This is a genomic window from Bradyrhizobium sp. BRP23, assembly GCF_020194135.1.
Lineage (GTDB): Bacteria > Pseudomonadota > Alphaproteobacteria > Rhizobiales > Xanthobacteraceae > Bradyrhizobium > Bradyrhizobium yuanmingense.
On record NZ_JADYVW010000009.1, the window covers coordinates 119,706 to 144,707 of the forward strand.

The following is a 25,002-nucleotide window of genomic DNA, read 5'->3' on the forward strand; positions in this document are numbered from 1 at the left end:
TCATTCCCTGATCAGGCGCTCGCGGTTCTTTGCCTTGTCGAAATTCTTGGCGCGGTCAAGGCCGTTTGGTGCGATCAGCTTCGCCGAGACGAGATCGGCGCCGTCGAAATCGGCGTCGATGACGATGGCGCCGGTCAGATCGGCTCCGCCGAGTTGGGCGTTTTTCAGTGATGCGCCGCTCAGATCGGCGCCCCTGAGGACTGCGAATTCGAGGTCGACGCGCGACAAATCGGCGTTGCGCGCGTTCAGCCGTTCCAGCTTGGCGGATCTCAGCACCGCGCGCATCAGTCCCATCGACTGGTTGCGCATATCGGCGCCGAGATTCGCGTCCGCGATCGAGGCGCCGACCAGGCTTGCGCCGGTGAGGTCGGCAGCGATCCGCGCTCCTGACAGGTTCGCACCGTCGAGACGCGCGCGGGCCATTTGCGAGGCGAACAGATTGGCGCCCTTCAGGCTTGCGCCGGTAAGATCCGCATCCAGCAGCCACGCCTGATCGAGGATCGCACCGTCCAGCCTGGCGTCTCGAAGTATTGTCTTGTTGAGCCGCGCGGCGCGGAGAACCGTGTTGGACAGGTCCAGCCCCGAGAGATCGAGACCCGACAGGCGTTTGCCGGTGAAATCGGCAGGCTGCTTTGGGCTCGCTTTGGCCAGCATGGCCTCGACCTCTGGCCTCGTCATTTCAGCCGAGACCATCGCGGGGGAGGTGAGGTCGACGCCACGCATCATGTCCTGCGCGCCCGCCGTCACCGCAACGAGTGCGAGGCTAAGCGCTGCAAGACCAAGCGTTGCGAAGGCGACTGTTCGTGTCATCATCAGCTCCGCCGCCCGCTAATCTAGCACGTCCGCCAGGCGACCGGCTATGAGGCATCTCGCTCAGTGCGGTCGCCTTGAGTTCGTTGCGCGAGGCCGGCCTTTATCGCCGCAATTTCGGCTTCGCCGCGTGTGTCGCGCGGGATGCCGATAGGCACCTCGGCCACGATCCGCGCTGGTCGCGGCGATAGGAAGAACAGCCGGTCGCCCAGGCGCACGGCATCGTCCAGGCTGTGTGTCACCAAAAGCGTCATCACCGGCCGGCTCGCGACGAGCGTTGCAATCTCATCGCGCAGGCGTCCGGCGAGAGCGTCATCGAGCGATGCCAGCGGTTCGTCGAGCACCAGAATATCCGGCTCGACGGCAAAGGCGCGGGCGAGCGCCACGCGCCGGGCCAAACCCAGCGAGAGCTCACCGGGATAGTGGTCGCGATGCGCTTCCAGCTCCAAAATCCTGAAGAGCTCGGCGAGCTTGGCATCAGCGACATCGGGCGCAGCCAGCCGTACATTCTGCTCGACCGAGCGCCACGGCAGCAGGCGCGGCTCCTGGAACACCATGCCGATCCGCGCCTCCGGCGGTCGCGCGACGTGGCCTGCAAAGTCGTGGTCCAGTCCCAGGATGATACGCAGCATCGTGCTCTTGCCGCAGCCGGAGGGGCCGATCAGCACGCCGACCTCGCCCGATTGCAGCGCGAACTTGACGGGCGCCAGAACCTCGTGCGTTCCGCCCGCGGCACTCCTGAAAGTCTTGCCCGTGATATCGACCTCAAGCCGCACGGGGCCGCCACCGGTTTGCGCGGGCTTCGAACGGCTGCACCAGCAAGGTTTCGATGACGAGCACGACGGCGGCGAAGGTGAGGGAATAGGCCAGCAGCCGCGGCGTGTCGAACAGCTGGAAGGCGACGCCGATCTCGAAGCCGACGCCGTTCGGCCGCCCCAGCAGCTCGGCGACGAGCACGATCTTCCACACCAGCGACAGGCCGGAGCGGGCCGAGGCCGCGATATAGGGCGCCAGTTGCGGCAGCACGACGTGGCGGAAGGCGCGCCAGCGCGGCATTGCGAACACGCTCGCCATCTCGTCGAGCGAACGGTCGAGCGCGCGCGTGCCCTCGCGCAAGGTGACGATGGCGGTCGGCAGCTTGTTGATGGCGATCGCTGCGATCGCGGCGGCCTCGGTGAGGCCAGCCCAGATATAGGCCAGCACGATCACGACCAATGCGGGCAGGTTGAGCAGCAGGATCAGCCAGGGATCACCGAGCCGGTCGGCGAGCTTCACCCGGCCCATCAAATAGCCGATGGCACTGCCGAGCGACATCGCGAGTGTGAAGGCGAGCGCGACGCGCGCCAGCGTGGCGCCGAGATGCAGGAACAGCGCGCCGCTTGATGCTTCCGCGATCATCACCTGAAGCACCGCCGGCGGGGAGGGCAGCTTTGCGCCGCCGACCACGAGCGCGGCAATCCACCAGATCGCGAGGAACAGGGCGAACGACAGCAGGCGCAGCACCTCAGTCTCCGGGGACTGCGTGATAGAAGGTGCCGGGGTCGAGCTCGGCTGCGGGGCCGACGAGGTCGCGACCGCCGATCTCGGCCAGCACGCGGTAGAGTACGCGCGCGTCCTTTTCCTCGTCATCGATGCTCCGGCGCGGAATGCCGTCGCGGTAGCGCTCGCGGTAGGTCCTGAGCAGGGCAGGATCCGTCGTGCCGGTGAGCGGCGCGACCTTGTCCCAGGCCGCATCCGAGGTCGCCAGCAGTTCCTTGGCCTTGCGGGTCATCGCGATGAAGCGCGCGACTGCCTCCTTATGGCTCGCCGCCCAGCTCTCGTCGAAGACATAGCCGACCGCGGCGACCGCGCCTTTGGCGCCCAGCTTCGGCAAGATGTCCTCGATGCCGGCGAGGCGCCTGAAACCCTTGGCCTCGAGCTGGGCGCAGAAATTCCAGAAGTTGAGGCTCGCATCCATCTCGCCGTCCAGCGCCTTGGCGGCGATCAGCGGCGGGGCGCCGTAGACGATGGTTGCTTCCGATTTCAGGTCGACGCCGTCCTGCTTCATCCGCGCCTGCAGCAGCAGCCAGCTCTTGTCGATCGCCCCGCCGGCGACCGCGAGCTTGCGGCCCTTGAGGTCGGCGAGCGTCTTGATCGGCGATGAGGCCGGCACCATCACGGCGCCGAGCGCGCTGGAATAGGGATAGAAGGTGAGCTTCGCACCGAGCGTGCGCTCGCGCGACACCCACAGCCAGTCCGACAGGATGATGTCGGCGCTGCCGGCGCGCATCGCGATCTTGCCGGCCTCGGTGCTCGCGAGCTCGGTGACCTCCAGCGCCAGGCCGGCCTCCTTGTCGAGGCCGGCGCTTCGGATCGCGGCCAGCTCCCACGAGAATGTTCCGGTCTTCTGCACCGCAAGGCGGATTGTGTCCGCAGCGCCGGCAGGTGCGGCTAGCGCCAGCACCGTTGCGAGCGCCCAAATTCGCGCCAAAACTGTCATCACCTTGTGAGCCGTTTCCTCTGACAGAGTGCTTTTCAGCACAATACGCATAGCATAGCCTTGGTCGCAACCAGCGGGAGGACGCGCATGGATCTGGCCGGACGGCTACGACCGATTGTCGCCGCATTGACGGCGCTCGCTGCCAGCGTATGCGTGGCACGGGCCGAAGAGGCCAATGATTATCCCACCGCGGCGCGCGCGGAATACGTCTATGGCTGCATGAAGGCCAACGGCGAGACGCGCTCCGCGATCGAGCAATGTTCCTGCTCCATCGACGTGGTCGCCTCGATCATACCCTACGAGCGCTATGTTACCGCCGAGACCGCGCTCAGCATGTCGCAAGTGCGCGGCGATCTCGGCGTGCAGTTTCGCACCTCGGAGCAGGCCAACGCGGCGGTGAATGACTTAAGGCGCGCGCAGGCGGAAGCCGAGGTGAGGTGTTTTTAGCTATCGCGGCACAGACGGTGCGATCTTCCTTCTCCCCTTGTGAGAGAAGGTGGCGCGAAGCGCCGGATGAGGGGTTCTATCGGCATATTCCAGCATGAGAGGCAGGTGGGCGCGGAAACATACCCCTCACCCGTCTCGCCGCTACGCGGCGATCCACCCTCTCCCGCGAGGGGAGAGGGGGCTTCAGCGCAAGTCTGACGAAACTAAGTCCCCGGTTTCTCCACATCCCATTCATTGCGGAACACATGCCCGTCCGTATCCCGGGCCTCCGCACGAAAGCGCTTGGCGCCGTTGGAGACATAGGTGAAGCGCAGGTTGGGATCTTCCGAGATCGAGATGCCGCCTTCCATCGACAGCACGGGGCTGTCGTCCTGCGTCAATCTGAGCTGGTTGATGAAGAAGGCGGGGATATAGAGCTGCGTGACCTGGTCCATCTGCAGGCCGGAATTGTTGGGATGGCCGATCATGATCTGCGCTTCGCGCAGCCGGCTTGCCGGACCCTCTTCACGGGCGAATTGCCGGTAGCGCATCTGGCCGAGCCGGTTCTTGGCTTCCTCCACGTTCTTTGCAGCCGGCGCCGAGCAGCCGCCGGAGGCCTTCACATAGACTTTCGAGACGTAGAGCTGGCCGTCGCTGAGCTCGGCGACCGCGTGCACGTCGGTGTAGTTGTTGACGCGCACACGGGTCGAGATTTCCGTGACATTGGCGTCCGGGCCGAGTTCGAACTTCGCGGCCATCGGCGCGGGATTGCGGTCGATCACCAGCGTGATCGAACGGATGCGTCTGCTGTCGCCGGGCGACAGCTTGCTGCGCAGCGTCACCGGCACGATGGCGGCATCCTCGGCGCGATAGGGCATCTCGATGCCGATGACCTCGGCGCCGTCGTTCATCGGCCGGTTGCTGAAGATGTCCTGCACCAGGCCCGGCCAGGGATCGTAGGCCTCGTCCGCCTGCGCCGGCACGGCAAAGGCGATGCCGAGGAGCAGGGCAATCAGGGGCAGGCGGCGTGTGCATGCCGTCATGGTCATGCTCCTCGGTTTAGGTGAAGCTGATCTCCTGCCAGCGTAGCGCGCCCGCTATTCCCATTCAATTTCCGAAAATGCTGCAGTTGCGTTGCGGGCGTTGTAGTCATCGAACAGCTGCCAGTGCGGCCGCTCGTCCGCCGCCGCCTTGTCCGCAGCGGCGCGGATCGGCGCGCCCCTCTTGTTCAGGGCGCGGACGTCGGACAGCAGCGTTGACAGGTAACGTCGTTGATCGCTCAGCGCCGCTGGCCAGTCGCTCACAGGACCGTGACCGGGAACAACGCGCAGCGCCGGGATCGTCTCCAACTCTTTCAGCGTGGCGAGCCAGCCGCGAATGCTGCCGTCCATCACCGGAATGTGGCCGAGAAAGACGAGATCGCCGGCAAGCAGGGTTTTGGTGCTCTCGTCGAACACGGTCAGATCGTTGTCGCTGTGCCCGGCCGGCCATGCGCGCAGAGTCAAGCGGCGCGAGCCCAGATCGAGCGTGAGCGTGTCCGTTACGAGCAGGGTCGGCGGTACGATCTTCACGGGATCGATCAGCTCGGGGCCCATGAGGCGCCTGAAATTGTCGAGATAGAAGGGCCCGCGGCTCGCCAGCGCCTGCGGCAGCTTGCTGTGGCCGACGAAGCTGGTTCCCTCTGCCATGAAGGCAGCATTGCCGAAGACATGGTCGGGATGGCCATGGGTGTTGATGACATAGCGGATCGGCTTTTGCGTGCGCGCTCGTACCGCCGCCAGCAGCGCCTCGCCCTCGCGCAGGCTGCCGCCAGTGTCGATCACGGCCACCGCGTCACCTCCGATGATGAAGCCGACATTGGCGATGCCGCCTTCATTCTCGCGGCTCATCAGCGCGATGGCCCCGGAGTGTACGAAGATTCCCGGCGCGACTTCGCTCACAGGCAATTCGGCCGCCCCGGCGCGTGCTACCGTAGCTGCTACCAGGGACAAGGCTGCGATCACGAGAGCGATGCGAGACACTTTTCCGCCTCAGTTCAAAGGATTGGCCTCATTGCACTGCAACAAAGCAAAGCCGGCAAAAGTTGGCACACGTGGCGCGTCATGCGTTGCATGGATAACATTCAAACAAAACGAGGAGGAAGCGCGATGACGCAGGCCGGACGACATCGTCGCTGGTGGTTTTCACTCTGGATCGTGATCGCATCGTGTGCCTATGGCGATCTCGCCATCGCGCAGACCAACGAGACCGGAGATCTCTCATTCGAGCTGGTCGACCCGAAGGTGCTGCGCGTCTGCGCCGACCCGCGCAACCTGCCGTTCTCGAACGAGAAGGGCGAGGGCTTCGAGAACAAGCTCGCCGAGTTTCTGGCGGACAAGCTGCAGAAGAAGCTGGACTACGTGTTCTTCCCGCAGGCCGCCGGCTTCGTGCGCATGACGTTGGGTGCGCATCGCTGCGACGTCATCATGGGCTACCCGCAGGGCGACGACCTCGTGCAGGGCACCAATCCCTACTACCGCACGACCTATGCACTGGTTGCCAAGACCGGTAGCGGGCTCGAGGACGTCGACACGCTGGAGGACGCACGCCTGAAAGGTAAACATATCGGCATCGTCGCCGGCACGCCGCCGGCGACCAATATGGCGTTGGCAGGCCTGATGGGCGATGCAAAGCCCTATCAGCTGATGATCGACACGCGCTTCGACAATTCCGCGCAGGCGATGATCGACGACCTCGCTGCCGGCAAGATCGACGCCGGCGTGCTCTGGGGACCGATGGCCGGCTATTATGCGAAGAAAGCCGGCCCCTCGCTGCACGTCATGCCGCTGGTCAAGGAGACCACCGGGTCCAAGCTGGTCTATCGCATCGGCATGGGCGTGCGACCCGCCGACCAGAACTGGAAGCGGCAGCTCAACCGGGTGATCCAGGAGAACCAGGGCGAGATCAACAAGATCCTGCTCGATTTCGGCGTGCCGCTGCTGGACGAGAGCAACCGGCCGCTCGGCGCGGAGACGGCCAAGAAGGCGCCATGAGCCGGCCGCTTGCTGCTGCGTTCGTCGTTGCCTTGCTCGTGGCCCCGGCGTCGGCGCAGCAGCAGGAGCCGTTCGAGCCCGAGGGATATCGTACCGACAATTATCGCGCGCCGGTGCCGGCGACGCTCGCTGGCGCGCGCGTGCTCACGACCAGCGAGGCGGAGGCGATCTGGCGCGCGAACAGCGGCACCTTCGTTGACGTGATGCCGCGCGCGCCGAAACCAAAGAACCTTCCTGTGAGCACGGTGTGGCGTGACGCGCCGCGCAGGAACATTCCGGGCAGCTTCTGGCTGCCGGACACCGGCTATGGCAACTTGCCGCCCGCCATGGACGATTATCTTCAGCGTGGCCTCGCGCGCGCCTCACGCGGCGACAAGGCCGCGCTGCTGGTGATCTATTGCCTCGCCGATTGCTGGATGTCCTGGAACGCGGCGAAGCGTGCGCTCGCTTACGGCTATGCCAACATCGCCTGGTATCCTGACGGCACCGACGGCTGGGAGGGCGCCAAACTCCCGACGGAGGACGCGCAGCCTGAGCCGCGCCCGGACCAGTAAATGACTGGATGCAGGTGCTTGGCCGCCCCCTGTGAGCGGGAGACGCAGCGACGGTGTTATTTCTGCTTCTGCAACTTCGTCAACGTGCCCGTACCGTTGGTCTCGGTCGCAGAATAGCTCACCCTGTCGCCGGCATGGACGGCATCCAGCATCGCCGCATCCTTGGCCTTGTACTCCTGGAGCGCGCCGGCGCTGCCTGTGCTGGCGCCGACCGTGCCCTTCTGGGTCTGCTGGATCGAAATCGTGCCGTTGAGCCGATCGATCCGCGTGATCATCCCGGTCATGTCGTCAGCAAAGGCGCTGGTTGCGAGCATGCTGAGGACCGCAGCGCCCGCAAACATGATTCTTGTGGTTCCCATCGAGGCCTCCCGACGTCTTGAGTTCACGTCGACAAGCCATCATAAATCGATTTGGTTCCGGCACATAGCGCGGCGAAAGGTTAACGTTGCCGGGGCGATTGCGGGAACTTTTCGTGAGCGGTCAGCGTAACTGACGCTATTCCATTTCCTGCTGGATGACGCGTCCGAGCGCGAACAGGCGCTGGTCGAGCGAGGTTGGAACCTCGCAGACGAAGCGCACCACCTTGTTACGGTCCTCGAAGATCCGGGTCTTCCAGATCAGCTCGTTGCTGAGCGCCTGGACCTTGGCCTCGTCACGCGGTGTGGCCCCTTGCAGGGCCTGGAGCTGAATTGCCTCCTCGCGGATCTTGTCGGCGGCATCGCGCTGCTTGCGGCTGACTCGCTCGAGTCCGTTCATGACCTGGGAGCGCTGGGCGTTGAGCGTGTCGAACAGGCCGGCGAACAGCAGCTTTGCGTTCGCGGTCTTGTCGGCAGCGGAACCCGCGAGAAACTCCTTCACCAGCTTTTCCGCCTCATCCAGTGGCGTCTTGCGCGCCGCCAGTTTCGCAACGAGCGCGCTGATCTTGGCGTCGTCCTTCCATTTGTTCTGGACGTCGTCGAGCGGCGGACCGCCCCACACGGCCGCCAGCGAGATCTCGGGCACCTTCGCCTGGGTGCACGGCCAGTCCGGATAGCGCGGATCGGCGGCGTGCGCCGTCGTGCTCGCGACAGCGAGCACCAGTACAGAGGTGACCAGAACCCGAACAATCATCCTTCGCCTCCCGCAGGCCCGCGTCGCGCCAGCCCGCGCGAGGGATCATAGGCCAGGATCGCGCCGATCATGAAGACGATTGTGCAAGCAGCGACCACCGCCAGCGAGATCCAGTTGATCTGGCCATACAGCGCGAAACGGATCAGCTCGACCGCATGGGTGAACGGATTGGCCTCGCACAGATAATAGAGATAGGGGTTGCCCTCCTGCACGCGCCAGAGCGGGTAGAGCGCGGAGGAGGCGAAGAACATCGGGAAGATCACGAAGTTCATGACACCGGCGAAGTTCTCCAGCTGTTTGATGCCCGACGAGATCAGCATGCCGAGCGAGCCCAGCATCAGCCCCGACAGGATCAGCGCCGGCAGCACGGTGAGATAGCCCTGGGGCGGCGGGGTGATGTCCCAGAGCCAGGCGATCAGCAGGAACGCATAGACCTGGAGCAGCGATACCGCGGTGCCCGCGAGCAGCTTGCAGAACAACAGGAACCCGCGCGGCAGCGGGCTCACCAGGAGCGTGCGCATGTTGCCCATCTCGCGGTCATAAACCATCGAGAGCGAGGACTGCATGCCGTTGAAGAGCTGGATCATCGCCATCAGCCCGGGCGCGATATAGACCTCGTAGAGGATGTAGGTCTCGTAGGGCGGGATGATGGAGATGCCGAGCACCTGGCGGAAGCCGGCGGCGAAGATGAACAGCCACACCAGAGGCCGCACCAGCGCCGAGACGAAGCGCTCGCGCTGATGCAGGAAGCGCAGGCCCTCGCGCCAGACGATGCCGCTGAGGCAGGTCATGTACTCGGCGAACGAGAAGCCGCGCGGCGCCTCGCGCATTGCGATGCTGCTCATGCGCCGCCTCCAGGCATGGTTTGCGCGCCGGTCAGGCGCATGAAGGCGGTGTTGACGTCTTGCGCGCCTGTTGCGGCGATAACGCGGCTCATCGGCCCCTGCGCCAGCACCTTGCCCTGGTGCAGCACCACGAGATCGTCACCGGGCATGATCTCGTCGAACAGGTGCGTGGCCCAGAGCACGCCGATGCCTTGCTCGGTCACGAGCTGGCGGACGTGGCTGATGATGTCGGCGCGCGCCTTGACGTCGAGGCCGACGGTCGGCTCGTCGAGCAGCAGGAGGCGGGGCCGGTGCAGCAGCGCCCGGGCGATCTCCAGCCGCCGCATCTGTCCGCCCGAGAGATCGCGCACCTTGCTTGCGGCGCGATCGGCAAGACCGATGCGGCCGAGCAGCTCGGCGCTGCGCGCCGAGGCCTCGCGGCGGCCAATGCCGTGCAGCGCCGCGTGGTAGAGCAGGTTCTGCGTCAGCGACAGATCGAGATCGAGCGTGCGCGGCTGGAATACGACCCCGAGCAGCCGCAGCGCCTCGCCGGGGGTCTTGCTGACGTCGTGCCCGAAAATGCCGACGCGGCCGGACTGGATGCCGAACAGCCGCGTGATCAGCGAGAACAGCGTGCTCTTGCCGGCGCCGTTGAGTCCCAGCAGCGCCGTGAAGCTCGCGGGCTGCACATTGAAAGACACGTTCGTCAATGCGCGCCGCGGACCATAGGCATGGCTGACACCGTCGATCGACAATGCCGGCACCGCGGCCTCTTCGGGTCTCGGCGTCTCCTGGGCTTCGGCGATCGGGGCGGGGCTGGTCATGGCGCGATCGCGACGCCCCAGGGCAGCTCGCCGACCTGAATGGTCTTGATCACCTTCTGCGCGGCGACGTCGATGACGGAGACGTCGTTCGACACACCGTTGGTGGTGAGCAAATATTTCTCGTCCGGCGTGAACGCCATGTGCCAGACCCGCTGCCCGACCAGGAGATATTTCGTCACCTTGCGCGAGGCGACGTCGACCACGGCGATGCGGTTGGCGGGGCCGAGCGCGACGAACGCGGTTTTGTCGTCCCTGGTCATGCCGATGCCGACCGGCTGGATCGCCTCCTTGCGCAAGCCCGGAATCTCGAACGTGACCTTGCCGATCACCTCGTGCTTTTTGGGGTCGATGATCGAGACAGTGCCGCCGATCTCCGAGGACACCCACACCTCGGAAGAATCATGCTTGTACTCGGCGTAGCGCGGCCGCGCGTCCACCAGCACGTTGGCGACGATCTGGCGCGAGGCGGTGTCGATGAAATGCGCCATGTTGGTGGTTTCCGAGGTGTTGATCAGCGTCTTGCCGTCCGGACTGATGGTCATGCCCTCGGGCTCGACACCGACCTGGATGTCGCCGAGCCGGGCGCGCTTCTCGAGGTCGATCACCGTAACCGTGTTGTCGTTCTCGTTGGCGACATAGAGGGTCTTGCCGGCGGCATCCTGCGCGAACAGCTCGGGGTCGGGACCGGAGGGCAGGCTGTCCACCACGGTTTGCGTCTTGGCGTCGATTACCTGGATGGTGTCGTCGTCGCCGACCGCGACCATCACGAACTTGCCGTCGCGGGTAAGGTCGATGCCGCGCGGACGCTGGCCGACCTTGATGGTCTTGGTCACGGTCCAGCTGTCGGTATCGATCACCGAGACCGTATTGCTCTTCTCGTTCGAGACATAGGCGATGAACGCATGCGCTGGGGCTGCCGCCAGCGCCAATGCGGAGAGAAGTCCAACACGCCACATCCGCGACATCTGCATCCTCATTTCAGCTTGCATTTGCTCTCCGGGCGATCGTAGCCGAGCGTGTCGAGCTCGGAGACCTGGTGCAGGAATCCTTCCTGCGGCGACACCGACACCACCATGCGGCCGTCGACCAGGAGGATCGGCTGGCGCAGCTGCAGGTTCCAGTCGCGCAAGGTCAGCCGCGTGCCCTTGAAGGCGGCGACCGAGAAATCCGGGCCCTTGATGAAATCGGTGACCTTCCTGACCTCGCCGGAATTGGTGCGCGAGGTGGCTTCGCCGATCATGCGCACCGCCGTCCAGGCCTGCATGTCGCGCGCGGTCATCCGGCGCAAATTCAGCTTGATGAAGCGGTTCTGCATCTGGATCGCGCCCCACTGATCCTGCGATGCGTCCCAGCTGCGCGGCACGAGGCCGGCGGAGCCGGCGACCGGGCGCGGATCCCAGGTGCGATAGGGCAGATAAGAGCCGAACACCTCGCTCTCGTCGGCGGCGACCAGCACGTCATAGGCCGGTGCCTGCTGCGTGAAGACGGGGATCTGACGCTGGATCTGCGCCACGCCGCTATCGGTGCGCCGCGCCCCGCCCTTGTCCTCGAAGGTCCGCTCCTGCACGATCTTGGCGCCGAACCGCGCCGCGGTGCGCCTGATAGCATCCGCGAACAGCTTGTCCTCGTCGTGCGAGCCGACCACCAGCAGCCAGCGCGACCACTTCTTCCACACCAGATATTGGCCGAGCGCGTCGGCGAGCATCGCACGCGTCGGCGCGGTGTGGATGACGTTGGCGCGGCAATCGGTCTCGCGCAGCCGCTCGTCGATCGCGCCGGCGTTGAACAGCAGCGTGCCGCGGTCGCGCAAGGCGTCCGCGACCTTCAACAGCGCATCGGCGGGCAGGTCGGTGATGATGAAGCCGTTCTTCTCGGCGAGCGCGGTCGCAGCCTGCGCCACGTCCTCGCCTTCCCTGATGCGGCGCTCCTCCAGCGTGAAGCGCTGGCCGGTGAATTTCCCGGTGGTGTTGTTGTCCTCGATGGCAAGGCGCGCGCCGGCGAGGCCGTCGTTCTCGGCAGGCTGATCGGCCAGCGACAGCGTTGATCGGGTGCCGGCGATTGCGAGATAGCCGACGCCGATCGTGACGGGATCGGCCGCAAGCGCGCTCGTCGCGGCAAGACCAAAGCCGATCAGGCCGGCCAACCATCGGATCATGTTTCCTCCAGACGATCTCCCCGGCTTGACCGCCGGTGAAGAATTGTCTCTGCTTCAAGCATGACCAATTTGTCAGGCCGTGCAACCCCGCATTTCGTCCCCGCGCGCGCGAAGCCGGGCATCACGATCATGCGAGCATTGTTGGCAACCGCAGCATTGCTGTGGATGGGGGCGGGCGCGCTCGCCGATCCACCGAAGCTCGCGGTGTTCGATTTCGAGTTGGTCGACACCAGCCTGCCGGGCGAGTTCTACGGCTCCAAGCCGGAAGAGGCGCGGCTCATGCGCATCAGCGAGCAGCTGCGCAAGGAGCTGGCAGAGTCGGGCAAGTTCCAGGTGCTCGACATCGCGCCGGTACGGGAGGCCGCCCGTCGCGCGAACCTGCAGGCCTGCGGCGGCTGCGACCTCAAGCTCGCCGGGCAGCTCGGCGCCGATCTGGAGATCACCGGCCTCGTGCAGAAGGTCTCCAACCTGATCATCAATCTCAACATCTATCTGCGCGACGTGAAGACCGGCAACATGGTCGCGGTCGCCAGCGCCGACATGCGCGGCAACACGGATGAATCCTGGTCGCGCACGATGAGCTATCTCATCCGCAACCGCCTGCTGGCGCCGAACTACGGGAAGCCGTGAAGGGGTTTTCCCTCTCCCCTTGTGGGAGAGGGTGGCTCGCCGCGTAGCGGCGAGACGGGTGAGGGGTTTCCATCCCCACGAATGGTCGTGCGAGCGGAGAGAACCCCTCATCCGGCGCTTCGCGCCACCTTCTCCCGCAAGGGGAGAAGGTGAAAGACATCACCCCTTCAATCTCTCCGCATGCCAGTGCAGGTGATCGCTCATGAAGGTCGAGATGAAATAATAGCTGTGGTCGTAGCCCGCCTGGCGCCGCAGCGTCAGCGGGATGCCGGCCTTGGCGCAGGCGGCCTCGAGCAGCTCCGGCCTGAGCTGCTCCTTCAGGAAATTGTCGGCCTCGCCGACGTCGACCAGGAAGCCGGAGAACTTGGCACCGTCCTCGATCAGCGCCACCGTGTCGTGGTTGCGCCAAGACTCCTTGTTCGGTCCGAGATAGCCGGTCAGCGCCTTGATGCCCCAGGGCACGAGCGAGGGCGCCACGATCGGCGCGAACGCGCTGGCTGCGCGAAAGCGGTGCGGATTGCGCAGCGCCACCGTCAGCGCGCCGTGGCCGCCCATCGAGTGGCCCATCACCGATTGCCGCCTGGCATCGACCGGAAAGCTCTCCGCAACCAGCTTTGGCAGCTCGTCCGTGACGTAGCTCCACATGCGATAATTACGCGCGAACGGCTCTTGCGTGGCGTCCACATAGAAGCCGGCCCCGAGGCCGAAATCGTAGGAATTGTTGGCATCGCCCGGTACGTCGGCTCCGCGCGGTGAGGTGTCGGGCGCGACGAAGATCAGGCCGAGCTCGGCGCAGGCTTTGCGGAATTCACCCTTCTCGGTGACGTTGGCATGCGTGCAGGTTAGGCCGGAGAGGTACCAGACCACGGGCAGCTTGGCACCGTCGGCATGCGGCGGGACATAGACCGAGAACACCATGTCGGTTCCGGTCGTCTGGCTGGCGTGGCGATAGACGCCCTGCACGCCGCCATGGGATTTGTTGGTCGAGACAGTCTGAATCGTCATGCCCAAGGACTCCGTGGCATCTCATCACATCAAGATTGCAACGCTTGTGTGACCAAATTCATGGCGTGGTCAGGCGACGCCGCTGTCGATCGCCAGCCGCACCAGCTCGACCGAGGTCTTCACTCCGAGCTTCTGGCGCATGATGGACGAGGTATTGGCCACCGTCTTGTAGGACGATTGCACCAGCCACGCGATCTCGGACAGGCTCTTGCCGGCGCTGAGCAGCCGCAGGATCTCCATCTCGCGCGCGTTCAGCTTCGACAGCGGGTTCTGCGCCAGCGTCGGTCCGGCGAAGGCGATGCTGCGCGCGATCGCGGTCGGAAGATAGGTGCCGCCGCTTCCGACGGCGCGGATCGCCTCGACGAGGTCGTCGGGATCGCCGGTCTTGGAGACGTAGCCCTTGGCGCCGCACTCGATCGCGCGCGCGGCGAAGGCGGGGTCGTCATTCATGCTGAACATGATGATGCGGGCCTCCGGCGCACGCTCGAGGATGCGGCGCGCGAGTTCAAATCCGGAGACGGTCGGCAAATTGATGTCGATGATGCAGAGGTCGGGACGTTCGACGATGAAGACGCACTCGCCGTCCTCGGCGTCGGCGGCCTCCAAAATTTCGATCTCGCCTTCGTCGGCCAGCACGGCACGGCAGCCGGAGGCGACGATGGGATGATCGTCGACGATCAGAATGCGCATAAGCGTTCCCCGCGACAGCCCGTTCCCTTGGAGCTTGCCTGTTCTGCGCCGCATGAGATTGACCAGGCAAGACGCGAGTCTCGTGTCGGCTCATGCAACCCGGCCGGGATTGCTGTACGCTTCCGATTAGATATCGGGCGGTTCGCCTCTGTCAACGCCATCGGACAGGCGCGGCCAACCCTTCGCGAGGCACGAGCGAGACCAATGTGGCAGAATCTTTCCTTGCGCGGGCGCATCAATCTCCTGCTGGCGCTGCTGCTGGCGCTTGGGCTCGCGGTCAATATCGGCCGCCAGATCGCCGAGGCCGGCCCGCGCGTGCAGGCCGAGGACCACAGCGTGATCCGCCTCGCGCGCGAATTCATCGAGATGATCGTTGCCGATCTCAACGAGGCGCCCGATCCGGACGCCAGGCTGAACCAGATCGCCCGCGATCTCAGCCGCCTGCGCCATGTCAGCATCGCGCTGCACGATGCCGGTGGGAACCCGCTGACGCCCCGCCGGCTTGGCTCCGATGTCGACACGCGTGCCCCGCCGGCCTGGTTCGTCAGCCTGGTTCATCCCGAGCAGACCGCGGTCAGCGTGCCGGTCTCGATCCGCGGCAAGCCCGGCTCGCTCGTGATTACCTCGCACCCCGACGACGAGATCGCCGAGATCTGGGACGGCATCGTGACCCAGCTCGAGGTCGGCTCGGTGATCGCGCTCGCGCTGTTCTTCCTGATGATGAAGGTGGTCGGCCGTGCCCTGGCACCGCTGCAGTCGCTGGCTGACGCCATGGGCAAGCTCGAAAGCGGACATTACGAGGCCCGTGTCGCGCCGGGCGGCGCGCCGGAGCTCGCCGCGATCTGCACCAGGCTCAACCATCTGGCCGCAACGCTTGGTGAAGCGGTCGAGGACAAGCGGCGCCTCGCCGAGCGGGCGGTGTCGCTGCAGGACATCGAGCGCAAGGAGATCGCGCGCGAATTGCACGACGAGTTCGGACCCTATCTGTTCTCGCTGCGCGCGCATGCGAGCGCGCTGGCCAAGCAGGCGGACGGACGCGAGCCGAGCGCCGATGCCGTGCGCAAACATGGCAGCGCCATGCTGGAGCAGATCAATGCACTCCAGCAGTTCAATCGCCGTGTGCTGGAGCGCCTTCGGCCGGTGGGTCTTGCCGAGCTCGGCCTGCGCCAGGCGCTCGAATCCCTGTCGCGGCTGTGGCGGGAGTCGCGTCCCGATGTTGCGATCGAGACCTCGATCTCGCCGGCGCTGGGCGCCACCGGCGAGACCGCCGATCTCACCATCTATCGCATCGTGCAGGAGGCGCTCACCAACGTGTTCCGCCACGCCGGCGCGACCTCGGTCAGCGTCGTCATCGAGCCGGTCGAGCAGACCGGCGGCCGCGTCTGCGCCCGGGTGCGGGTCAGCGACAATGGCCGCGGCATGGAGCCGGGCCAGAAGCTCGGCTTCGGCCTCGTCGGCATGCGCGAGCGGATCCTGGCACTCGGCGGCACGCTCAATGTGGTCTCCGGTGAGGGCGGCGTGACCGTGGAAGCGGTTGTGCCGACAGCGGCAACCTGATCGCATCCGAAGCGATCGGGAAAAATTCCCGATTTGGTCGGGAAAATGGGTGCGGACAGGGTCCGACCTTTTGTGGCTGGCGTCCCCATTGCGGCCGAATAAACTCCTCTCGACCAATCGGCGGAAATCAAAACAGCCGGTGGCCACGGATGGGAAGGCGGGGATGGGCAAGGTTGTTTCGTTCAAGCGTGCATTGTTGATGGCTTCGGTGTCGACCGGGCTGGCAACAGGCTTGGTCTATGCGACCCCTGCCGGGGCCGCGCCGGACGAGGAGACCAACGTCCAGAACCTGCCGCCGGTCGAAGTCTCCGCGCGACCTTCGGCAGCGCGGCGCCCGGCGCCGTCTCGACCTGTCGCGCGCGTGGGGGCGCCGGGATCGGCCGCGCCGAGGACACGGATCTACGTCTTTCCGACCTCGCCGGGCATTGGCCGAGGTCTCGACGTCGACAAGGTCCCGTCGGCGATCAATGCCGTCGATGCCAACCAGATCAGGCGCACCGGTTCGCTGAACGTCACGGACGCGCTGCGCGACAACATCGCCGGCGTCAACATCAGCGAAGTCACCGGCAATCCGTTCCAGCCGGATGTCGAATTCCGCGGCTTCGTCGCTTCGCCCGTGACGGGCACGCCGCAGGGGCTTGCCGTGTACCAGAACGGCGTCCGCATCAACGAGGCATTCTCGGATGCCGTCAATTGGGACCTGATCCCCACCGCCGCGATCAGGTCGGTGACGCTGGTGACCAACAACCCGGCGTTCGGCCTCAATGCGCTCGGCGGCGCGATTAACCTGCAGATGAAGGACGGCTTCACCTATCAGGGCGCCGAGCTCGACCTCATGGGCGGATCGTTCGGCCGCATCCAGGGCTCGGCGCAATGGGGCAAGCAGGTCGACCAGAACTTCGCCGTCTACGGTGCGCTCGAAGGACTGCGCGACAACGGCTTCCGCAATTTTTCCCAATCGACCGTGCGGCGCTTCTACGGCGATGTCGGCTACAGGGCCGGCGACAGCGAATTCCACGCCAATATGGGCGTGGCCAAGAACGATTTCGGCGCCAGCGCCACGGTCCCGGCCGAGCTGCTCGACAGATATTGGGGCGCGACCTACACCACGCCGCAGACCACCTCCAATCGCGTCGGCTATCTCAACCTGACCGGCAAGGTCGACGCGACGCCGACCTGGACGGTCGAAGGCACCGCGCGTGTGCGCAGGTACGAGCAAAAGGTGGTCGACGGCAACCCGACCGATGTGGAGGAGTGCGCTGCAGATCCGGCGCTGCTTTGCTTTGGCGACGACACCTCACCCGCCTACGGGGCGGGCGGCGCGCAGCTTGCCAACCCATTTGCGCCGGGCACGATCCTCGGCGCGATCGACCGCGGCTCGATCCGTTCGACCACGTTCGGCGTGTCGGGGCAGGCCACCAACACCGACCAGTTGTTCGGTCATGACAACCGCTTCGTGGTGGGCGCAACCTATGACGCCAGCGTCACGCGCTACAACGCCTCCTCCGAAATCGGCTCGATGGGAGAGAACTACGTCGTCAGCGGCAGCGGCGTTTTCCTGGGACCGACTCCTGTGGCGGACCCCGTCGCCGGCCCGGTCTCGCTGCGGACCGTCAATCAGTATAACGGCCTCTACGCGATGGATACGTTCAACGTCACGGATGCCTTCGCCATCACGGGGGGCGGCCGCTTCAATGCGGCGCGGATCACGTTGGAAGATCAGCTTGGGACTGCGCTCAACGGCGATCACACCTTCACGCGTTTCAATCCGATCATCGGCGGCACCTACAGGATCACGCCGGAATTGACCGCCTATGCCGGCTACTCCGAGGCCAACCGCGTCCCGACGCCGCTCGAGCTCGGCTGCTCCGATCCGGCCCGTCCCTGTCTGATCGCGGCGTTTCTGGTCTCCGATCCGCCGCTCAAGCAGGTCGTCTCCAAGACCGTGGAGGCCGGTTTCCGGGGCACCAAGGAGTTGAACATCGGCTCCCTCGGATGGAAGATCGGCGGCTTTCGCGCCACCAACCACGACGACATCATGGCGGTGCCGGTCGTTGGCCGGACTGGTTTCGGCTATTTTTCGAACGTAGGCCGCACCCGGCGGCAGGGGCTCGAAGCCGAAGTCAACATCAAGTCTCCGACGCTGCAGTTCCAGGCGAGTTACGCGTTCGTCGATGCCGGCTTCCTTGATCCGCTCGAGCTCGGCTCGGAAAGCCCGTTTGCCGACGATACCTCCGAGACCATTCAGGTCAGGCCCGGAAACCAGATCCCGGCAGTCCCGCGCCACCGCGTCAAGGTCGGCGTCGACTATGCCGTGACCGACGTCTGGAAGGTCGGCGGCAACGCGCTGTTCGTCTCCAGCCAGTATCTGGTCGGCGACGAGTCCAACCAGTTCGCGAAGCTGCCGTCCTACACGGTGTTCAATCTCCACACCTCCTATCAGGTCGCGAAGAACGTCCAGCTCTACGGCCGCGTCGACAACATCTTCGACAAGCGTTACGTGACCTACGGCCAGTTCTTCGACCGCGACGCCTTGCCCAACTTCACCAATGGCGGCGCGGATTTCACCGACCCGCGCTCGCTGAGCCCGGCAAGGCCGCGCGCGTTTTACGCGGGGTTGCGGGTGACGTTCTAGATTTTCACTCCACCTTCACGCGCTCGAGCGGAGCCGCAGCGACGTTCGCCTGCTCCCGGCCTTTGGCCGCACTCGCGCGGTGGCGTCGCTGCACCAGATATTGATCGCCGAGCACGCCGACCAGGATCACCGTTCCCATCACCGCGAAATTGAGCGAGCTCGGAATGCCCAGCAGGTTGACGAGATTCTGCAGCACCTGGAGCAGCACGGTGCCGAGCACGACGCCGATGATCGAGCCTTCGCCGCCGCGCAAGGAGCAGCCGCCGAGCACGGCGGCCGCGATGGCGTAGAGCTCGTAGAACGAGCCGTGCACCGCCGGCGAAATCGAACGGGTGTACATCGCGATCAGGATCGCCGAAAACGCAGTCAGCCCGCCACAGATGACATAGGCCGAGATGATCACGCGGTTGGTGCGAATGCCGGAGTAGCGTGCGGCTTCCTCGTTCTTGCCGACGGCAAGGAGATAGCGGCCGAACACCGAGCGGTGAAGCACCACCCAGGCGATCACGGCCACCACGGCGAGCGCCACCACGCTGTGCGGCAGCGGGAATCCGAGCACGTTTGTGCGGCCGGCGGCCAGCCATTCCAGCATCGGAAAGCTCGCGCCGAAGCCGAAGCCCGCCGTCGCGTCCTCGGTGTAATAGCGCGCCGCGCCGCGATAGATCAGAAGGCCGCACAGCGTGACCACGAAAGCCTGGATCCGCATCCTGGTCACCAGCGTGCCATGAACCAGGCCGATCACGAGCCCGGCCGCGACGATCATCGCGAGGGCTACGACCCAGTTGACGTCGTGATTGACGATCAGGTCGATGAACAGGACGCCCAGCAGTGCGATCACCGAACCCACCGACAGCTCGATCCCGCCGATGATGATGATGAAGGCTTCGGCGATGGAGAAGATGCCGAACAGCCCGATCTGGTTGGCGGTGTTCGAGAGATTGCCGACGTACAGGAATCTCGGATTGATCAGGGCGACAACGGTCCCGACCACCAGAATCAGAACGAGAAGGCTCAGGTCTTTCTTGCTCAAGGTCCCTCCGCCGTGATTGTGTGGCCAACGGCAAGCTGCAGCACATTGTGCTCACTGAACTGGCTGCGATCAAGGAAGCCCGAGATCGCGCCTTCATGCATCACCGCGAGCCGGTCGCTGACCCCGATCACCTCCTCCATGTCGCTGGAGATCATCAGGATCGCCACCCCGGCATCGGTCAGGCGGCGCAGCATGCCGTAGATTTCCTGCTTGGCTCCGACGTCGACCCCGCGCGTCGGCTCGTCGACAATCAGCACCTTCGGCCGCATCGACAGCCATTTGGCGAGCACGACCTTCTGCTGGTTGCCTCCCGACAGCGAGCCGACGGCGGTCTTGACGTCGGGCGCGCGGATTTTGAGGCGCTCCCGCTGACGCACCGCGTTCTCGTTCTCGCGATCCGTATCTACCAGCCAGAAGCGCATATAGGACGCCAGATCCGGCAGCGAGATGTTTTCGGCGATCGAGACGTCGAGCAGCAGGCCTGCGCCCTTGCGGTCCTCCGGAACGAGATAGATGCCTTGCTCGATGGCGGCCCGTGGGCTTGCGATACGGATCGGCTCGCCATCGAGTCGTATCGTGCCGCCACGCAGTGGATCGATGCCGAAGACGGCGCGGGCGAGCTCGGTGCGGCCGGACCCGACGAGGCCGGCAAGCCCGAGGATCTCGCCGCGGCGGACCGATAGGCTCACGGCACGGCCGGGATAGGTGTCGGTGACGGCATCGACGATCTCCAGCACGCTGTCGCCGGGCGGCGCGGCCGGCGGAACGTAGAGCGATTTCAGGTCGCGGCCGATCATCAAGCGGATCATCGCCGCCGGAGAGAGCTCCGCACGCGTCAGCGCGCCGACCACGCGACCGTCGCGCAGCACGACCGCACGGTCGGCGCACTGCATCACCTCGTTGAGCCGATGCGTGATGAAGATGATGCTGACGCCGTGGGCTTTCAGGCCGGCCACGGTGCGCATCAGGCGGTCCGTCTCGGCGAGCGTCAGGCTCGAGGTCGGCTCGTCCATGATGACGAGACGAGCGTCGAGCGAAAGCGCCTTCATGATCTCGACCAGCTGGCGCTGCGCCAGCGACAGGTCGGCGAGCGGCGCATCGGCCGCGAAATCGCAGCCCAGCCGCTCCAGCAGCGGCGCGACATCGGCATACATCCGTTTGCGGTCGATCAGCCGCAAGGGCCCGCCGTGCACGGGCTCGCGGCCGATGAAGACGTTGCCGGCGACATCGAGATTGTCGAACAGGTTCAGTTCCTGATGGACGAAGGCGATGCCCGCCTTGATCGCATCCGCCACGGTGAGCGAAGATCGCGCGGCGCCATCGACACGAATAAAGCCGCCGCTGGGCTCCACGACCCCGCCGAGCACGCGCATCAGCGTCGACTTGCCGGCGCCGTTCTCGCCGATCAGCGCAACGACCTCGCCGGGCGACACCTGGAGACCGACGTGGTCGAGAGCGACCACGCCTGGATAGCTCTTGCTGATGTCGACCAGTTCGAGAAACGGTTCTGGCATGGCAGGCTGCACGGCGGGCAGCGCGGATCTCTCCTATTTCTTCAGCATCTGCTTCATCGAGGCCATGAACTCGTCGACATTCGCCTTTTCGATGACCTTGCCGGGCACGATGATGATACCGTTGGCCGGAATGCCGGACTTGTTGCCGCCGATGTAGTTCGCCATCAGCTTCATGCCCTGATAGCCCCATTCGAACGGCTGCTGCACCACCGTGCCGACGATGCTGCCTTCCTTGACGCCGCCGAGCGTAATCGGATCCTCGTCGAAGCCGATGATCTTGATCTTGCCGAGCTTGCCGGCCTCCTTGAGCACCTCGTAGATCCGCGGCGTGTTGTAGGAGTAGAAGCCGACGAGGCAGCTCACATCGGGCATGGCGGCGAGGATGTCCTCGACGTTGCGCTTGGCGCGGGTCTGGTCGATCTCATCGCCGCGAACGTCGACGAGCTCGACCTTCGAGCCTTTGAGCGTCTCCTTCACGCCTTCGATGCGCTCGCGTGCGTTGTCGGCGCCGGGTAGGCCGACGAAGCCGACGCATTTGCCGCCGTTCGGCAGCGCCTTGACCATCAGCTTTCCTGCCTCCTTGCCGAGGTCGGTGTTGGAGGAGCCGATATAGGCCACGCGCTTGGATTTCGGCGCGTCGCTGTCGGTGGTGAACAGCACGGTCTGGGACGCAACCTTGTTGAGATGCTCGGTCTGGTTCTTCGGATCGACTGCGCTGACCATAATGCCGGCGGCACCGGCGGCGACGAGGTCGTCCATCACGCGCTGCTGCACGGCGGCTGCAGCCTGTTCCGGATATTTGAACTGGAGCTCGTAGTTGGGCAGCTCGCCCTGCGCCTTCTTCATCCCGGCCTCGGCGATCTTCCAGAAGTCGGACGCCCCGTTGACGACGAAGGCCAGAACCTTCTTGTCCGCCGCATCCGTCGGGCCGACACCCGCTGCGATCGCGAAGGCAACAGACACACCTGCAACCAAGAGACGCTGCATATCATTCCTCCCCTAAGGCGGTCGGCCCTTTTTGATGGCCAACTCTGCTTGAGCCCAGATTGGGCGCATGCCTCACCCCCAGCGGCACGGCAATCAGCCGCTACCCGCATCGTTGCGGCAGAGGCGGGTCACCGACCCGGCCGGCGAGGTGAAATGAGGCACGTACCTCAAGCTAGCAGAAGCCCGCCGCGCACGCAATTGGAAGCAACGGTCTGGACGTCAACCGCCGCGCTCAGGCTGGTGTCGCCGGTCCCGCGGCAGCCTTTTCGGGCAATCCGCAAGCCGGCCGCGCCTTTAACCGACTGGAAACCATCGCAAATGATCTGAAAATTGTAACGAAACTCTCCGCCCGTCTCCGCGTCGGTTCGCCGGAGGGCAAGTCTCATGACAGAGCGCCAGTTGAGAGAGCAGGAATTCCAGATTGCGCGGTACCGGGATCTGGAGCGCGAGGTGACCGATCCGCTTGCAGCGTGTCTGCTTCACAGCATCATCGAGGAGCTCGAGGCCGAGCTGCGCAAGCAAAGACCGGATTGGCACGGGCCCGATCATTAACCGTTTATTGGCGCTAATGATGCCAATTGTCGGCGTGGGAATACCAGGGGAGGCTGCTCCCATGCTGAAGGACGGCACCTACGCGGCGTGGTACAAGACGCCGCTCGACCATGGTACCGGGATCGTCCATGTCGCAGACGGCCAGATCTGGGGCCGTGACAGCCTGATGACCTATCACGGCACCTGCCAGATCGATGGGGATCGCTTCACCGCAACCGTATTGACGAAGCGTCACACCGACGGACGCGCCACCGTGTTCGGCAACGATCAAGAGCTGACGTTGACGATCGAGGGAAGCTGCCCTGGCAAGATCGCGACCTACACTGCGACGGCACCTCAGGCGCCGGGCATGATCCTCCACGGAACGCTCATCCTCAGGGAACAACAGCCGCCGCCACCTGAACCACCAGGGCAGATGCCGGCATTCAATCCCGACAAGCTGCCGAAATTGCCGAAGCGCTCGCGCTGAACATCGCGACGAATCGCTCGTCTGGCGGCCGCGCCAGCTCCGAGCTCTTCTGCGGCGCTTCGTCATTTTTCCTCCGGCCATCCCCGGGCGAGTATCGCCGCCTGTTGCAAGGTGATGCTTCGGACCAGCGGATCCGCATGGCGGTGCACGAGTTGCCAATCCGTGCCGTCCTTGCGGTAGACTTCGGTCACGCGCAGCGACCAGTCTTGAGCCGGCAACCCGCCCACCTCGGCGCGCTGGCGCTCGACCATGACGAGAGCGACGAGCGCGTCGGATGCATAGGTTTGCAAAACCTCAAGTTCGGTTTGGCCTTCCCTGAAGTATCGGGAGAGGGCAGCCAGACGCTGGGGACTAGCGTCGAATCCCCGACTCGTAGGCCCGCCAAAGGGCTGCATCAGCGTGAAATCGGGCGCGATGCGGACAAGCTGGGACCAGCGCTCCACATCGCCACGCATGAAGGCGGCATTCTTCTCGCGGGCGCGTTCGACGAGGCCTGCTATCGCGTCGCTTCCAGCGGCCGCATCGGCCGAAAGCTGACCGGACAGGGGAATTGCTGCGGTAGCGGCCATCATCGAGCGCCGCGATATCTTTTCCTGCTCGCATGGCCACCTGTTCAGCCCGGACGGTTTGTTGGTCATTTCTCAGCTCCTGATCGAACGACGAGGCCCATGCATGAAGCCTTGATCCCAATGAATCCAGCGATATGATTTCAGCAACATGCTGAACCAAATTGATCTATCCAGGATTGATCTGAATCTCCTCGTGCTCTTCCGCGTGGTCCTGGAAGAGCGCCATGTCGCGCGTGCAGCCGCTCGGCTGAGCCTGACGCCGTCGGCTGTCAGCCATGCGCTCGGCCGGCTCCGTCTTCTGCTGAACGATCCGCTGTTTCTGCGGACCCCGAAGGGGGTCGTTCCAACGGAACGGGCCTTGGAGCTTGGAGAGCCGGTGGCCGAGATCATCGCGCGCGTCGAACAGCTGATCGGCTCGGCCACACCGTTCGACCCGGAGCAAAGTGGCCGTCGATTTACGATTGGCGCTCCCGATGCCGTACTGGTCTCAGCGATCGGTCCGCTGTTGCAATCGATCGCGACTGCGGCGCCCCACATTGATATCGGGCTGATCCACCTGATGCCTGCGCCGCGCGGTGGCGCAATCGGAGAGCCTTGGCAGCAAAGCCTAGACATGCTCGAACGACGCGAGCTCGATATCGCAATGCTGCCGCTGCCGGCGGTATCACCCCGTTTCGAGGCGCGCAGGCTTTACGAGGAGGAGTTCGTGCTGGCCATGCGCAAGGGACATCCCTTCGCAAAAGCGCCAACCCATGCTGCGTTCGCGCGATCACAGCACCTGCTGGTCTCTCTCAGTGGGGAACCGCGCGGTTTCGTTGATGAGATGTTGGCAAAGCGCGGCCTCGAACGCCGCATCGCTTTGACTGTTCCGAATTTCATGATGGCGCTTGCCCAGCTTTCCGGGTCTGATTTGATCGCCGCATTGCCGCGCCAACTGGTGGAGCAGCACGCCAGCCGTTTCGGCCTCGTGTTGGTCGAGCTGCCTTTCGCGCGCAAACCGGATACGATCCGGGCCATCGCGACCAAAGCGGCTATGAAAGACGCGGGCATCGCGTGGCTGATGCAGATTGTGGTCGGTTCAATCGGAGCAGGCCGACGCTAGAATCCGGTTTGAACTCAATAGGCGTTCATCTCGGCAAGGGAACGGCAT

Annotated in this window: 27 protein-coding genes; 9 read left to right on the plus strand and 18 right to left on the minus strand. The window is 64.8% G+C overall.

Going from position 1 to position 25,002, the window contains the following annotated elements:
• The 4 genes from I6F24_RS24225 to I6F24_RS24240 are packed head-to-tail and all read right to left on the minus strand — an operon-like array spanning position 1 to position 3,289.
• Positions 1–810: a pentapeptide repeat-containing protein gene (locus tag I6F24_RS24225; RefSeq protein ID WP_036007988.1), complete on the minus strand. Its 810-nt coding sequence runs from the start codon at positions 808–810 to the stop codon at positions 1–3.
• 47 nt (positions 811–857) lie between these two features.
• Complete coding sequence (locus tag I6F24_RS24230) at positions 858–1,586, minus strand: ATP-binding cassette domain-containing protein (protein ID WP_036007922.1); 729 nt, start codon at positions 1,584–1,586, stop codon at positions 858–860.
• Positions 1,576–2,313, minus strand: coding sequence for an ABC transporter permease subunit (locus I6F24_RS24235; protein WP_036042015.1), 738 nt, complete (start codon positions 2,311–2,313; stop codon positions 1,576–1,578). Before I6F24_RS24235 ends, I6F24_RS24230 begins: the two co-directional genes overlap by 11 nt.
• Before the next feature lies 1 nt (position 2,314).
• Positions 2,315–3,289, minus strand: coding sequence for an ABC transporter substrate-binding protein (locus I6F24_RS24240; protein WP_225150696.1), 975 nt, complete (start codon positions 3,287–3,289; stop codon positions 2,315–2,317).
• An 87-nt stretch (positions 3,290–3,376) separates the two neighbouring features.
• On the opposite strand from I6F24_RS24240, the gene I6F24_RS24245 reads away from it, so the two are divergent.
• Positions 3,377–3,736 carry a hypothetical protein gene (locus tag I6F24_RS24245; protein WP_057026627.1) on the plus strand — a complete coding sequence of 120 codons (360 nt, stop codon included), beginning with the start codon at positions 3,377–3,379 and terminating at the stop codon, positions 3,734–3,736.
• 203 nt (positions 3,737–3,939) lie between these two features.
• On the opposite strand, the gene I6F24_RS24250 is transcribed toward I6F24_RS24245, so the two are convergent.
• Entirely contained in the window at positions 3,940–4,758 is an 819-nt protein-coding gene (locus tag I6F24_RS24250; protein ID WP_225112026.1) for a quinoprotein dehydrogenase-associated SoxYZ-like carrier, read from the minus strand.
• A 54-nt stretch (positions 4,759–4,812) separates the two neighbouring features.
• Positions 4,813–5,736 (minus strand): quinoprotein relay system zinc metallohydrolase 2, encoded by a 924-nt coding sequence (locus I6F24_RS24255; protein WP_225150393.1) that lies wholly within the window; start codon positions 5,734–5,736, stop codon positions 4,813–4,815.
• A 126-nt stretch (positions 5,737–5,862) separates the two neighbouring features.
• Between I6F24_RS24255 and I6F24_RS24260 the strand changes: the two genes are divergently transcribed.
• Both I6F24_RS24260 and I6F24_RS24265 read left to right on the plus strand, forming a co-directional pair.
• Positions 5,863–6,747: a substrate-binding domain-containing protein gene (locus I6F24_RS24260; RefSeq protein WP_225142626.1), complete on the plus strand. Its 885-nt coding sequence runs from the start codon at positions 5,863–5,865 to the stop codon at positions 6,745–6,747.
• Complete coding sequence (locus tag I6F24_RS24265; RefSeq protein WP_128263287.1) at positions 6,744–7,301, plus strand: PQQ-dependent catabolism-associated CXXCW motif protein; 558 nt, start codon at positions 6,744–6,746, stop codon at positions 7,299–7,301. The genes I6F24_RS24260 and I6F24_RS24265 overlap by 4 nt, the downstream gene beginning before the upstream one ends.
• A 56-nt stretch (positions 7,302–7,357) precedes the next feature.
• Here the strand turns inward: I6F24_RS24265 and I6F24_RS24270 are convergent, their stop codons facing one another.
• From I6F24_RS24270 to I6F24_RS24295, 6 genes are all read right to left on the minus strand, one after another.
• Complete coding sequence (locus I6F24_RS24270; RefSeq protein ID WP_036007909.1) at positions 7,358–7,660, minus strand: copper-binding protein; 303 nt, start codon at positions 7,658–7,660, stop codon at positions 7,358–7,360.
• A 136-nt stretch (positions 7,661–7,796) separates the two neighbouring features.
• On the minus strand, positions 7,797–8,411 hold the full coding sequence (locus I6F24_RS24275; protein WP_225127658.1) for a hypothetical protein: 615 nt from the start codon (positions 8,409–8,411) through the stop codon (positions 7,797–7,799).
• The gene (locus tag I6F24_RS24280) at positions 8,408–9,256 is read right to left on the minus strand and encodes an ABC transporter permease (protein ID WP_225150395.1); all 849 of its coding nucleotides are present in this window, start codon (positions 9,254–9,256) and stop codon (positions 8,408–8,410) included. The genes I6F24_RS24275 and I6F24_RS24280 overlap by 4 nt, the downstream gene beginning before the upstream one ends.
• A complete protein-coding gene (locus I6F24_RS24285; protein ID WP_225127654.1) occupies positions 9,253–10,059 on the minus strand; it encodes an ABC transporter ATP-binding protein in 807 nt (268 codons plus the stop codon). The genes I6F24_RS24280 and I6F24_RS24285 overlap by 4 nt, the downstream gene beginning before the upstream one ends.
• Entirely contained in the window at positions 10,056–11,024 is a 969-nt protein-coding gene (locus I6F24_RS24290) for a YVTN family beta-propeller repeat protein (protein ID WP_225112039.1), read from the minus strand. The genes I6F24_RS24285 and I6F24_RS24290 overlap by 4 nt, the downstream gene beginning before the upstream one ends.
• Before the next feature lie 8 nt (positions 11,025–11,032).
• Positions 11,033–12,214 carry an ABC transporter substrate-binding protein gene (locus I6F24_RS24295; RefSeq protein ID WP_225150397.1) on the minus strand — a complete coding sequence of 394 codons (1,182 nt, stop codon included), beginning with the start codon at positions 12,212–12,214 and terminating at the stop codon, positions 11,033–11,035.
• A 60-nt stretch (positions 12,215–12,274) separates the two neighbouring features.
• Between I6F24_RS24295 and I6F24_RS24300 the strand changes: the two genes are divergently transcribed.
• Positions 12,275–12,844: a DUF3280 domain-containing protein gene (locus I6F24_RS24300; RefSeq protein ID WP_225150399.1), complete on the plus strand. Its 570-nt coding sequence runs from the start codon at positions 12,275–12,277 to the stop codon at positions 12,842–12,844.
• Positions 12,845–13,003: 159 nt separating this feature from the next.
• Here I6F24_RS24300 and fghA read toward each other — a convergent pair whose 3' ends face one another.
• Both fghA and I6F24_RS24310 read right to left on the minus strand, forming a co-directional pair.
• Entirely contained in the window at positions 13,004–13,849 is an 846-nt protein-coding gene (fghA, locus tag I6F24_RS24305) for an S-formylglutathione hydrolase (protein ID WP_225150401.1), read from the minus strand.
• 69 nt (positions 13,850–13,918) lie between these two features.
• Positions 13,919–14,539: a response regulator transcription factor gene (locus I6F24_RS24310; protein WP_036007891.1), complete on the minus strand. Its 621-nt coding sequence runs from the start codon at positions 14,537–14,539 to the stop codon at positions 13,919–13,921.
• A gap of 204 nt (positions 14,540–14,743) precedes the next feature.
• On the opposite strand from I6F24_RS24310, the gene I6F24_RS24315 reads away from it, so the two are divergent.
• Positions 14,744–16,096, plus strand: coding sequence for a histidine kinase (locus I6F24_RS24315; protein ID WP_225150404.1), 1,353 nt, complete (start codon positions 14,744–14,746; stop codon positions 16,094–16,096).
• A gap of 163 nt (positions 16,097–16,259) precedes the next feature.
• Positions 16,260–18,731 (plus strand): TonB-dependent receptor, encoded by a 2,472-nt coding sequence (locus I6F24_RS24320; RefSeq protein ID WP_225156500.1) that lies wholly within the window; start codon positions 16,260–16,262, stop codon positions 18,729–18,731.
• Positions 18,732–18,735: 4 nt separating this feature from the next.
• On the opposite strand, the gene I6F24_RS24325 is transcribed toward I6F24_RS24320, so the two are convergent.
• The 3 genes from I6F24_RS24325 to I6F24_RS24335 are packed head-to-tail and all read right to left on the minus strand — an operon-like array spanning position 18,736 to position 22,262.
• Positions 18,736–19,761, minus strand: coding sequence for an ABC transporter permease (locus I6F24_RS24325; RefSeq protein ID WP_225150408.1), 1,026 nt, complete (start codon positions 19,759–19,761; stop codon positions 18,736–18,738).
• On the minus strand, positions 19,758–21,275 hold the full coding sequence (locus tag I6F24_RS24330) for a sugar ABC transporter ATP-binding protein (RefSeq protein ID WP_109142952.1): 1,518 nt from the start codon (positions 21,273–21,275) through the stop codon (positions 19,758–19,760). Before I6F24_RS24330 ends, I6F24_RS24325 begins: the two co-directional genes overlap by 4 nt.
• Positions 21,276–21,308: 33 nt before the next feature.
• On the minus strand, positions 21,309–22,262 hold the full coding sequence (locus I6F24_RS24335) for a sugar-binding protein (protein ID WP_036007875.1): 954 nt from the start codon (positions 22,260–22,262) through the stop codon (positions 21,309–21,311).
• Between the two features lie 384 nt (positions 22,263–22,646).
• On the opposite strand from I6F24_RS24335, the gene I6F24_RS24340 reads away from it, so the two are divergent.
• The gene (locus I6F24_RS24340) at positions 22,647–22,814 is read left to right on the plus strand and encodes a hypothetical protein (RefSeq protein ID WP_225150410.1); all 168 of its coding nucleotides are present in this window, start codon (positions 22,647–22,649) and stop codon (positions 22,812–22,814) included.
• A gap of 61 nt (positions 22,815–22,875) precedes the next feature.
• Positions 22,876–23,283, plus strand: coding sequence for a hypothetical protein (locus I6F24_RS24345; protein ID WP_057026612.1), 408 nt, complete (start codon positions 22,876–22,878; stop codon positions 23,281–23,283).
• A gap of 62 nt (positions 23,284–23,345) precedes the next feature.
• On the opposite strand, the gene I6F24_RS24350 is transcribed toward I6F24_RS24345, so the two are convergent.
• On the minus strand, positions 23,346–23,921 hold the full coding sequence (locus tag I6F24_RS24350; protein ID WP_225150412.1) for a DUF4440 domain-containing protein: 576 nt from the start codon (positions 23,919–23,921) through the stop codon (positions 23,346–23,348).
• A 79-nt stretch (positions 23,922–24,000) separates the two neighbouring features.
• Here I6F24_RS24350 and I6F24_RS24355 point away from each other — a divergent pair, with 79 nt between their 5' ends.
• Entirely contained in the window at positions 24,001–24,954 is a 954-nt protein-coding gene (locus I6F24_RS24355; RefSeq protein WP_225150414.1) for a LysR family transcriptional regulator, read from the plus strand.
• Positions 24,955–25,002 lie beyond the last annotated feature (48 nt).